The 11,366-nt window shown below is 61.4% G+C and carries 8 protein-coding genes; 6 read left to right on the forward strand and 2 right to left on the reverse strand.

Features of this window, described 5'->3' with window-relative positions:
* Nucleotides 1–76: 76 nt before the first annotated feature.
* The 5 genes from ACVOLI_RS02185 to ACVOLI_RS02205 all read left to right on the forward strand — a co-directional run bounded on the left by ACVOLI_RS02185 (nt 77) and on the right by ACVOLI_RS02205 (nt 7,276).
* Entirely contained in the window at nt 77–799 is a 723-nt protein-coding gene (locus ACVOLI_RS02185) for a fimbrial biogenesis chaperone (protein ID WP_481533354.1), read from the forward strand.
* Nucleotides 800–926: 127 nt separating this feature from the next.
* Nucleotides 927–3,515, forward strand: coding sequence for a fimbria/pilus outer membrane usher protein (locus ACVOLI_RS02190; protein WP_481533355.1), 2,589 nt, complete (start codon nt 927–929; stop codon nt 3,513–3,515).
* Nucleotides 3,506–4,549 carry a fimbrial protein gene (locus tag ACVOLI_RS02195; RefSeq protein WP_481533356.1) on the forward strand — a complete coding sequence of 348 codons (1,044 nt, stop codon included), beginning with the start codon at nt 3,506–3,508 and terminating at the stop codon, nt 4,547–4,549. The genes ACVOLI_RS02190 and ACVOLI_RS02195 overlap by 10 nt, the downstream gene beginning before the upstream one ends.
* Nucleotides 4,550–5,268: 719 nt before the next feature.
* On the forward strand, nt 5,269–6,300 hold the full coding sequence (locus ACVOLI_RS02200; protein ID WP_481533357.1) for a fimbrial protein: 1,032 nt from the start codon (nt 5,269–5,271) through the stop codon (nt 6,298–6,300).
* A gap of 196 nt (nt 6,301–6,496) precedes the next feature.
* Nucleotides 6,497–7,276: a DUF3667 domain-containing protein gene (locus ACVOLI_RS02205; protein WP_481533358.1), complete on the forward strand. Its 780-nt coding sequence runs from the start codon at nt 6,497–6,499 to the stop codon at nt 7,274–7,276.
* Between the two features lie 37 nt (nt 7,277–7,313).
* Here the strand turns inward: ACVOLI_RS02205 and ACVOLI_RS02210 are convergent, their stop codons facing one another.
* Nucleotides 7,314–8,630: an NCS2 family permease gene (locus tag ACVOLI_RS02210; RefSeq protein WP_282266305.1), complete on the reverse strand. Its 1,317-nt coding sequence runs from the start codon at nt 8,628–8,630 to the stop codon at nt 7,314–7,316.
* Between the two features lie 339 nt (nt 8,631–8,969).
* Nucleotides 8,970–10,634: an energy-dependent translational throttle protein EttA gene (gene ettA / locus ACVOLI_RS02215; protein WP_282266307.1), complete on the reverse strand. Its 1,665-nt coding sequence runs from the start codon at nt 10,632–10,634 to the stop codon at nt 8,970–8,972.
* 218 nt (nt 10,635–10,852) lie between these two features.
* Here ettA and ACVOLI_RS02220 point away from each other — a divergent pair, with 218 nt between their 5' ends.
* Nucleotides 10,853–11,320 carry an RcnB family protein gene (locus ACVOLI_RS02220; protein WP_481533359.1) on the forward strand — a complete coding sequence of 156 codons (468 nt, stop codon included), beginning with the start codon at nt 10,853–10,855 and terminating at the stop codon, nt 11,318–11,320.
* Nucleotides 11,321–11,366: the final 46 nt, after the last annotated feature.

Consider the following 11,366-nt stretch of genomic DNA (forward strand, 5'->3'; position numbering starts at 1 on the left):
TTGCAGTTGCCGTCACCCTCGGTCGGCGATGCGGCCGGCCGAGGGATATCTTCCACGCATAGAAGCAGCGACTGCGATGAAAGCACAAATTCCAGTGACACTGCTTGGCGCAGTGTTGATGGCGTCGTTTTCCCCGTCGGCCATGGCGGGCGTGGTGATCAGCGGGACACGGGTGATCTACCCGGAGCAGGCGCGCGAGATCACCGTCCAGGTGAACAATGTTGGCGAGGCGCCATCGTTGGTACAGGCGTGGATCGACAGCGGCGACCCCGAGCAGACGGCAGAAAACAGTGACGCTCCGTTCCTGCTGACGCCGCCCATCGCCCGGGTTGAGGCAGGGCGTAGCCAGGCCTTGCGGGTGATCTTCACCGGTGCGGATCTGCCGAAGGATCGCGAGTCACTGTTCTGGTTGAACGTACTGGATGTCGCGCCATCGCCGAAGGAAACCGGTGAAGAGCAGAACTATCTGCAGGTGGCTTTCCGTTCGCGGATCAAGTTGTTCTACCGCCCCAACAGGCTGCCGGATACCGCCAATGATGCGCCGCCGAAACTGCGCTGGAGTTGGTCGGGCGGAAAGCTGAGGGCAGACAATCCCACGCCTTACCACGTGACCTTGGCGGAGGTGCATGCAATCAGCGCCAGCGCAGACAGGCTGGTTGAAGAGAAAGGAAAGATGGTCGGCCCCAACCAGCAGTTGACGTTGGATGCCACCGGTCCCATGGACAAGGTGCGCTTCATCACCATCAACGACTACGGCGGACGGGTGGAGAACAGCGCCAGCGTATCGGCTGGCCCCTGAGTAGCGGCTCGATGGATCGAGCGGTATCGCAGTTGCGATCGTTCTGAAGGAAGCCGGTGTGATTGAGAGCAGGTTGTCATCATCAATTCGGAGATCGATCTTCGATGCTGCAACGGGCAGGGAGCGAATGCTGCCCACGTTCCTGCTTGTCGCAGGCGCTGCGCTGCCCTTGCAGCTATGGGCGGCGCCGGCAGCGTCTCCCGAGCCAAGCGCCAATCTGGGCGAGCAGGCGTTGCTGGTGAGCGCAGGCCCGTCGAGGCGCGCTGCTCCCGAAGTGGCGCAATTCGACTCCAACTTTCTCTCCGGCTCCGGCACCAAGGTCGATCTGTCCGCTTTCAGCAATGGCAACCCGATGGTGGCGGGCGACTACCGCGTGGATATCTACGTCAACGGCAGCTGGAAGGGGCGCCGTGACCTGCCGTTCCGCGCCAACCGGCAGGGCGAGGTGGGTGCCTGCCTGGACATCGCGCTGCTCGAGGAACTCGGTGTAGATACCGAGCAGCTGCAGGCGGCCGCCGCCGACGGCAATGCAGAAAACGTGTGTTACCAGGTGCAGGAGCGCATGCCAGATGCATTCGGTATCTATGACAGCGGCAATCTGCGCTACGACCTGAGCATCCCCCAGGTCAATCTTCGCCGCGAGGCGCGCGGTTACGTGAATCCTGCGCTATGGGACCGCGGTATCAATGCGGGCTTCGTCGGCTACAGTTTCAACATGGTGGATGGGCAGACGCGTGGCGCGTTTGGTCAACGCAACCGTAGCGCCTATCTTGGCCTGAACGTGGGTCTGAATCTGGCGGGCTGGCAGCTGCGCCAGGACTCGAACCTGACCTGGAACGAGGGTGATGGCAGCCATTGGCAGCGCATCGCGACCTATGCCCAGCGAGGATTCGCAAGGGTGGGTGGAGCGCTCACTGTTGGTGAGGCCTATACCAGCGGTGAGCTGTTCGATTCGGTAGGTTATCGCGGCGTCAGCCTGGCGACCGACGATCGCATGCTGCCCGATTCGCTGCGTGGGTACGCGCCCGTCGTTCGTGGTATAGCCGAAACCAATGCGCGCGTGGAGATTCGCCAGAACCAGCAGCTGATCTACTCGAGCACGGTATCGCCTGGCAGCTTCGTTATCGACGATCTGTATCCGACCGGCTATGGCGGCGATCTGGAGGTCAGTGTTGTCGAGGCTGATGGTCGCACGCGCTCCTTCAAGGTTCCGTTCGGCGCGGTGGCGCAGATGCTGCGCCCGGGGATGTCACGCTACGCGTTCACCGTCGGACAGGTGCGCAACGAGAACCTGCTGGATGAGCCCTGGTTGGCGCAGGGCACCTACCAGCGTGGCATTGGCAATCGTCTGACCTTGTATGGCGGCGGCTTGCTGAGCGAGAACTATGGTGCGCTGCTATATGGGGCAGGACTTGCAACGCCGGTAGGCGCATTGTCGTTCGACATGACGCAGGCACGTTCGCGCTTCCAGGGAGGTGAGGACAAGTTGGGCGCGAGCATGCGGCTGAGCTATAGCAACCTGATTGGTCAGCTGGGTACCAATGTGACCCTAGCGGCATACCGGTATTCAACCCGCGGCTACTACAGCCTGCAGGATGCATTGAACCATCGTGATGCAATTTCGCGTGGCTTCGACGCGCAACGCTACGGGCGGCAACGCAGCCAGTTCCAGTTGACCTTGAATCAGCCGTTGGCCAAGGGCTGGGGTGCGCTGTATGTAACGGGATCGGTACGTGATTTCTACGATATCGCAGGTAGCAGCGTGCAGTACCAGGTGGGTTACAACAATGCCTGGCGCGCGGTGAATTTCGGTTTCTCTGCGGTGCGTACCGAAGTCGGCCTGCCTGCGGTACGTGATACGCAATATCTGCTCAGCATGAGCATGCCATTGGGCAGGCGGAATCGATCGATGTCGCTTAATGCAGATATCGGCATTCGCGATAGTGGTGCGCGCAACCAAGCCGGTGGCTATGACAACAGCCGAATCGGTATCAGCGGGTCTGCCGGCGTCGACTACAACTTTGACTATGGGCTGACGTTGGCAGACAGCCGTAGCGGGAGCACCAGCGTCATGGCCACTGCGGGTTATCGTGGCCGTTACACAAGCCTCAATGGCGCCTATGGCTACTCGGATGACTTCCGCCAGTTGTCGCTGAGTGCAAGCGGCAATGTGGTGATGCATGCTGGCGGGGTTACTTTCGCACCGTATCGCGGCGACACCATGGTGTTGGTGCATGCGCCGGGAGCGGCTGATGCGCAGGTGACCAATGCACTGGGTCTACGTGTGGATCGGCGCGGTTATGCCGTTGTGCCGTATGTGTCGCCCTTTCGGCTCAATGCCATCACCCTGGATCCAGGAGACATGCCGCGCGATGTTGAATTGGAGTCCAGTAGCCAGTCGATAGCACCCTACGCTGGCGCTATCGGTCTGCTGCGCTTCCAGACGCGTAGCGGACGCGCGCTGCTGATCAGCGTGAGAGGCGCAGCGGGGAAATCGCTACCGTTGGGTGCCTCAGTCAAGGATGAGCAGGGGCAGCTGGTTGGCCTGGTTGGGCAGGGCGGTCGCCTCTATGTTCGTAGTGACCGCGATAACGGCAGGCTGCAAGTTGAATGGGGATCGCAAGCATCGCAACGTTGCGTGTTTGACTATCAGGTGGCGGCTGTTCCTGGGCAGGATCAGTTCGGAGTAACTTCATTGGAGACGGTATGCCGGTGATCCATCCAACGGTGCATTTGCTTGCTGCAACCCTGCTCGCAGTGCTGGGAGCAACTTATTCCCAACATGCGTCAGCGAACTGCCGTGTCAATCCATTAGTGAGCTTTTCCGCGCAGAACATCGACATCAATCTAGGCGAAATCAGTGTTCCATCCAGCTTGCCGGTTGGGGGGGTGATTCTCACACGTACCTTCAGCATCAGCCCGACGAGCGCGAATACATTCATCTGCGATCCGTTTGGACCAAACAGCTCTTCATTGGCTATTTTTCAAGCTACTTCCAATGGCTATGTCCCAACGGTGCCGGGGGGGCTTACTACTGCGGTGCCTGGGATTGGAATCAGAATAACGCAGACCTTGACTGGCGATAGTGGACCCAAATCGGTCAACTACACTGCGGAAATATATTATCGGATTGGGCAAGTTCTGGGTATTCCAGCATCCACTGTAACCGTCGAATTGATCAAAACCAGCGCGACGGTAGGCAGTGGCAAGATTGGGAATGATGGCATCTTTGCGGGGCAGGTGCTGAATAATGCAAGAACTCCCATGGTCACGCTGAACCTTCGCAACGGGGGCGCAATCATCAAGTCACCCACCTGCAAAGTCAGTGCTGGTAGCCAGAACATCGCTGTGAATTTTGGTCCCGTGTCGAGCAGTGCGTTCTCCGGAGTTGGGGCCATTGTAGCGAATCGAGACTTCAATATTGAGCTTGATTGTCAAAGCTCCGATGTAACCACTTCCACGGTGGGAATTCGTGTGGATGCTCTTCAGGATGCCTCCAATCTTCCGGGCGTGTTGCCATTGACCGCGATGGTAGACGCCGCATCAGGCGTCGCGATTCAAATGGTCAGGCGCGAAGGTGCAGGGGAGCAGCCGTTGAGATTTGCCGAGAATGTCGTGCTGGCGACGGGGGCTATGAACGCAGGGAAATTGACATTGCCACTACGGGCGAGATACATCCAGACACGTGCGGGGCGGGTGATTCCAGGCAAGGCCAATGGCATGGCGACGTTCACTATTCAATACAATTGATGAGCAGTTCTTGTTAGGCAGCCTGCGCTGCTTACTGGTGATGGATGTTGCTGTGGATGGGCGGCTGCGGATGTCCGATGCGGAAACACTGCGGCAGGGTTCAAGGCACAGCATTGTTCTTCGACTTGTGATCGTGCGGTGTTCGAGCGAGCGCGGGGACGATCTGCTCCCGCTAGCTGGATTGTTGTTCAGTAGTGAAGTGTTTCTGCTTCGTGTGGCTACAAGAATGGGATGTCGTGCGTCCAATCCGACATCAATGATGTAATCGATATGCCTGGTTGCGTTCGACCCAATCAGCAAACGGAGGTGCTTGCCTATGTGCTTGGCTATGCCGATCAAGGTGCTGGCTGTCTGAATTGAATCATTGGCTTTCCCTGCGGGAAAGTGGACAGGCATTGTGGCGTCGCGGGACGGCGTTCCTCCCGCTGCAACACTGCTTGCTTCCCTGATTTGAACCTGACCTTCAACCACAGCTGACGCCACGCGTCGGATCGCACCGCAGTCAACTGCAGCCTGCGCTCGTACGAAAAGCCTGTTGAGCATGTTCGGCCGCGCTGCATGTACAGCGGGCACGACGCAGGTATGTGCGAAACATGATCAGTCGACCAACCGCCTGCGCGCTACGCCGGGTGATTGTGGCTGTTGATTTTGCGGCCTCGCTTGTCAATCGCCGGTCCAGCAGCTGTAGCACTGCCGGCTTTCATAACGATGGAGGCTATATGTCGTCGATCCACGAGCATGCCTGCTTGTTGCGGGCAGCGTTGTCTGCTGTTGTGTTGGCGTCGCTGGCGCCTGTGGCGCAAGCCGCATGTACGTTGAACGCCCGAACTTTCGTGCCCCAGGATGTGCAGATGGATATGGGGCAGCTGGTGATACTGCCGAGCGTTCCGGTGGGCGGGCTGATCAAGGAGCTGGTGGTCAGTATCGATCAGCGCGATAGCGTGGCCCAATGTACGAATGGAGGCAGTGCCATAGGGATATACAACAACGCAAAGCAGCAGATATCAGTGCCAGGCTTCAAGGACGTCTATGCGACGGATGTGGCCGGCATAGGCATCCGGGTCTACCGGGACTCTGGACAGGTCCAGACGTACTACCCGCATACGTTGCTGCTCAACGCCACCAGTGGCGTGAATCTGGCGGGAGGGCGGTTCCGTGTGGAGTTGATCAAGACTGCTGCCATCACCGGCTCCGGTTTGATCGCACCCAGCGGTAGATTCACGACCTATTACTTCAATGGTGACAGCGCCAGCAAGCCCGTGTTGATATCGACGTTCAGGGGTTCGGGCACCACGGTGGTGAACCCAACATGCTCGGTACAAGCGGGAAGTCGCAATATCGTGGTCGAGTTTGGATCGGTGCCTGCCAGCACATTCACCGGCGTGGGTACGCGTGCGATCAATCGCGATTTCGATATCCGCCTGGACTGCCAGGGTAGCAATGTCGCGCAATACCAGAGCAGGATTGGCATACGGCTGGATGCGTTGCAGGAGGCATCCAATCTGCCGGGGGTGCTGCCCTTGAGTGCGATTGCCAACTCGGCTGCGGGCATCGGTATCGAGCTGGTACAGCGCAATGGCACTGCCGAGAAAGCAGTACGGTTTGCCGAGAACATCGATCTCGGCGTCAGCGTGGCCGGTGCCAGCACCATGAGCCTGCCGTTGCGCGCCCGCTACATCCAGACCCGGGCGGGCAGGGTGACTCCCGGTAGGGCCAACGGCACTGCGACGTTCACCATTCAATACAACTAGGACGGCATCGCCCTCGCACCGGCTGCAGTGGATGTTCGTCCGCAGCGGCCGGTGCGCATTTTCAGTGGTGGGCCCTCGCGGACGGTGAGGCCACTGCGCGTGTGTGTTGTCGGATCAGGGTTCCGGGGGCGATGGCGGAGATTCTCCGCCTCGTTCTAGAATGCTGCCTTGCCATCAACGGGGGCGGTGCATGGGGATGCACGTCGACACCAGCTGTATCAACTGCGATCGAGTAACCGGCGGTCCTGAGCAGAAGTACTGCCCCAACTGCGGGCAGCCGACGCCGGTGCACCGCATCGATTGGCATTTCCTCGGCCATGAGCTGGAGCACAGCGTGCTGCACATGGACCGGGGCATCCTGTATTCGCTCAAGCAGCTGATGGGCCGTCCGGGTCCGCTGTTGCGTGATTACATCGAGGGAAGGCGTGGCAACCAGGTCAAACCGCTGCTGCTGATCACGATGATGTCGGCGGCGGTGCTGCTGTTGAACCGCCTGCTCATTGGCACCAGCATCGTCGACGGCGGTGCCTCCGAAGCACTGCTTGCCGGCCAGACATTGCCGGCTGAGATGCAGCGGTTCATGGATGCCTCGCGCACCGTCGGTGCGTGGATCGAGTCCCACTTCGCGGCGTTCACGCTGATGTTGCTGCCGATCGAAGCCCTGGTGTTCCGGGTGGTCTTCAACCGCTACAGCAAGCTGAACTATCCGGAGTGGCTGGTGATCACCACGCTGCTGACCGTGCAGACCTTCGTCATCTGGACTGTACTGGTGTTGCTGCACCGCTGGGTCTCGCATACCCAGGCGCTGGCCGGCGTGTTGGGCATGATCTACACCGTGGTTTCGCTGGTGCAGTTCTTCAAGCAGCAGCCGATCTGGTCGACCGTGTGGCGCAGCGTGTTGGCACTGGCGGTGTTCTCGGTGGCCAGTGGCATGCTCGTGTTCGCAGGGACCCTTGCCGTGATGGGGCTTGGCTGACCTCTGCCACTGCTGGCGCTGCGCCGGCCCCCTGCAGTCACTCCAGTGCATACCTCAGCACGAACAGCCCGGCCACCAGCCACACCGCCGGATGCACTTCTCGCCAGCGGCCGGTACCTGCCTTCAGTGCTGCATAGGCGATGAAGCCGAAGGCCAGGCCATTGGCGATGGAGTAGGTGAACGGCATCGCCAGCGCACACAGCGCGGCGGGAACCGACTCGGTCAGGTCATCCCACTTCACTTCCACCAACTCGCGCAGCATCAGGCCGGCGACGAACAGCAGTGCTGGCGCGGTGGCATAGGACGGCACCATCGCCGCCAGTGGCGAGAACAGCAGCGCCGCCAGGAACAGCGCGGCAACCACCAATGCGGTCAGGCCGGTGCGGCCGCCCACCTGCACGCCGGAGGCGCTTTCGGCAAAGGCGGTGGTGGAGCTGGTGCCCAGCAGCGAGCCGGCGACAATCGCGCTGCTGTCGGCCAGCAGGGCGCGGCTGAAACGCTTCTTGCCGTCTTCCAGCTTCAGCAGCCCGGCGCGGCCAAGCACGCCGTACAAGGTGCCGGTGGCATCGAATACTTCCACCAGCACGAACACCAGCACCACCTGCAGCAACACCGCCAGCGGCGCACCGCCGTCGTGATGCAGCAGGCCAGGCAGGTCCAGCTGCAGGAAGGTCGGGGCCAGGCTCGGCGGCAGCGAGACGATGCCCTGGTACTGCACCGAGCCGATCGCCCAGCCAATGCCGGTGACGGCGAGGATGCCGATCAGGATGGCGCCGCGCACCTTGCGCGCTTCGAGGATGGCGATCAACAGGAAGCCGGCCAGGGCCAGCAGCGGCGGCGCGGTATTGAGCGGCCCCAGCGTGAGCATGGTGTCTTCATTGGCAACGATCACGTTCGATTTCTGCAACGCGATGATGGCCAGGAACAGGCCAATACCGGCGACGATTGCCGAGCGCAGCGAGGCGGGAATACCGGCCACCAGCCAGGCGCGGATGCCGGTCAGCGACAGCACCCAGAACACGATGCCGGAAATGAAGACCGCTGCCAGCGCCTGCTGCCAGGGCAGCCCGGCAGCACCCACCACGGTGAAGGCGAAGAACGCATTCAAGCCCATGCCCGGTGCCATGCCGACCGGATAGTTGGCCGCCAGTGCCATCACCGCCGAGCCAATCGCGGCCGCCAGGCAGGTCGCCACGAACACCGCGCCCGGGTCCATGCCGGTGGTGCCGAGGATCTCCGGGTTGACGAAGACGATGTAGGACATCGTCAGGAAGGTGGTGATACCGGCCAGTACCTCGGTACGGACGCTGGTGCCGTGCTGTTGCAGTTTGAAGATTCGGTCTAGCAGGGACATGGGGAATTCCGTGGATTGCAGGCTGTGCCCTCTCGCTGGGTTGGAGAGGGGGCCGGAGGCGGGAGCGGGGCGTGCTGCCATCCGTCGCAGGAAACGAAAACGGAGTCCTGCCTTTTCTTCTCCCGCGTGCGGGAGAAGGTGCCCCGAAGGGGCGGATGAGGGGGAGCTTCACCCGCTCTTCAGCTCTTTGCGCTTTTCTGACCAGAGCAAACGATGCGCAGAGCTTGCCCTCACCCCAACCCCTCTCCCGCACGCGGGAGAGGGGCTAAAGCGGTGCCTCGCGCTTGCTTTGGGCGCCGCTAAAGCAGACGGCCGCACTGGGCGGCCGTCTGTCGGGTATTACTTCAGTGCCTTGAAACGCAGGCGCTTGGGACCGGCATCGTCGCCGAGGCGACGCTTCTTGTCCTCTTCGTACTCGCGGTAGTTGCCCTGGAAGAACTCGACGTGCGAGTCGCCTTCGAAGGCAATGATGTGCGTGGCGATGCGATCCAGGAACCAGCGGTCATGCGAAATGACGAAGGTGTTGCCGGGGAACTCCAGCAACGCATCTTCCAGCGCACGCAGGGTTTCGATGTCCAGGTCGTTGGACGGTTCGTCGAGCAGCAGCACGTTGCCACCCTGCAGCAGGGTCTTGGCCATGTGCAGGCGGCCACGCTCACCACCGGACAGCGAGCCAACCAACTTCTGCTGGTCCTGGCCCTTGAAGTTGAAGCGGCCGATGTAGGCACGCGACTGGATCTCGACACCGTTGATGTTGAGGATGTCCAGGCCACCAGCGATTTCCTGGAACACGTTGTGGTTGCCGGTCAGCGCGTCGCGGCTCTGGTCGACGTAGGACAGCTTGACGGTCGGGCCGACCACGATCTCGCCCGAATCGGGCTTTTCCTGGCCGGTGATCATCTTGAACAGGGTCGACTTACCGGCACCGTTCGGGCCGATGATGCCGACGATGGCACCCGGCGGGATGATCATCGACAGGTTGTCGAACAGCAGGCGCTCGCCGAACTTCTTGGAGACGTTCTTGAACTCCATCACCGAGTTGCCCAGGCGCTCGCCCGGCGGGATGAAGATTTCATTGGTCTCGTTGCGCTTCTGGTAGTCAACGCTCTGCAGCTCTTCCAGGCGGGCCAGACGGGCCTTGCCCTTGGTGCGACCACCCTTGGCGTTCTGGCGCGACCACTCCAGTTCCTTCTGGATCGCCTTCTGGCGAGCCTTTTCCTGGTTGTCTTCCTGCTTCAGGCGCTCGTCCTTCTGCATCAACCATTCGGTGTAGTTGCCCTTCCACGGAATGCCGCGACCGCGGTCCAGTTCCAGGATCCACTCGGCGGCGTTGTCCAGGAAGTAGCGATCATGGGTGACGGCCACCACGGTGCCGGTGTAGCGCGCCAGGAACTGCTCCAGCCATTCCACCGACTCGGCGTCGAGGTGGTTGGTCGGTTCGTCGAGCAGCAGCATGTCCGGCTTCTGCAGCAGCAGGCGGCACAGTGCCACGCGGCGCTTTTCGCCGCCGGACAGGTTGCCGATAACCGCGTCCCACGGCGGCAGGCGCAGCGCGTCGGCGGCCACGTCCAGCTGGTTTTCCAGCGTGTGGGCATCGCCAGCGGCCAGGATGGCTTCCAGCCGTTCCTGTTCCTTTGCCAGTGCATCGAAGTCGGCGCCTTCCTCGGCATAGGCGTCGTAGATCTTGTCCAGCGCGGCCTGGGCCTGCAGCACTTCGCCCACGCCTTCCTCGACCGCTTCACGCACGGTCTGGGCCGGGTCCAGGCGCGGTTCCTGCTCCAGGTAGCCGACCTTGATGCCAGCCTGCGGGCGGGCCTCGCCCTCGAAATCGGTGTCCACGCCGGCCATGATCTTCAGCACGGTGGACTTGCCGGCGCCGTTCAGGCCCAGCAGGCCGATCTTGGCACCGGGGAAGAACGACAGCGAGATGTCCTTGATGATCTGCCGCTTGGGCGGGACCACCTTGCTGACGCGGTTCATGGTGTAGATGTATTGCGAGGACATGACGTCTCCGTAGCGCACGCCTGCGCCCGGTCCAGTGAGGACAGAGCCAAAGGCAAAAGGGAATTCCCGATTATAACCGGAACCCCGGCATGGCCGGCGGCAACGGGTGGGGCGCTTGCTGATTTATGAATGGGAAAGGCCGTAACCGTTTCCAGCCGAAACCGTTCAGATCAAGTGAGCATTATGGAAACCGTCCACCAACCCAGTGAGGGCCACCCATGAAGATGAACCGCTTTGTTGTCGCCGCGATGACCACCGTATTGGCGTTAGGTGCCACCGCCCCGGCCTTTGCGGCGGGTGACCGTGACGACCACGACCGTGGCCGCCACGGTTGGGATGACCGCGGCAGGGGTCATGATCGCGGCCGCGGCCATGACCGCCACGAGCGCCGGGACGACCGTCGCCACTACGCCAATGGCTACCGTGAGGGTTACCGCGACGCCCGCTACAACGACCGCCGCTACTACGCACCGCCGCCGCGCGTGGTGTACCGCCCGTATGGTTTCGAGCGCGGCCACCGCTACAGCAACTACTACGGCGGTCCGGTTTATGTGGTCAACGACTACAACCGTTACCACGTGCGCCGCCCGCCCTACGGTCACCGCTGGATCCGCGACGACCGCGGCAACATGCTGATGGTGGCCATCGCCACCGGCATCATTGCCGACATCGTGTTCAATCACTGATCGCCGGCTGGCTGGCAGGAAAGGGCGCATCCATTGGATGCGCCCT

The sequence above is a fragment of the Stenotrophomonas sp. STEN029 genome (assembly GCF_056760015.1).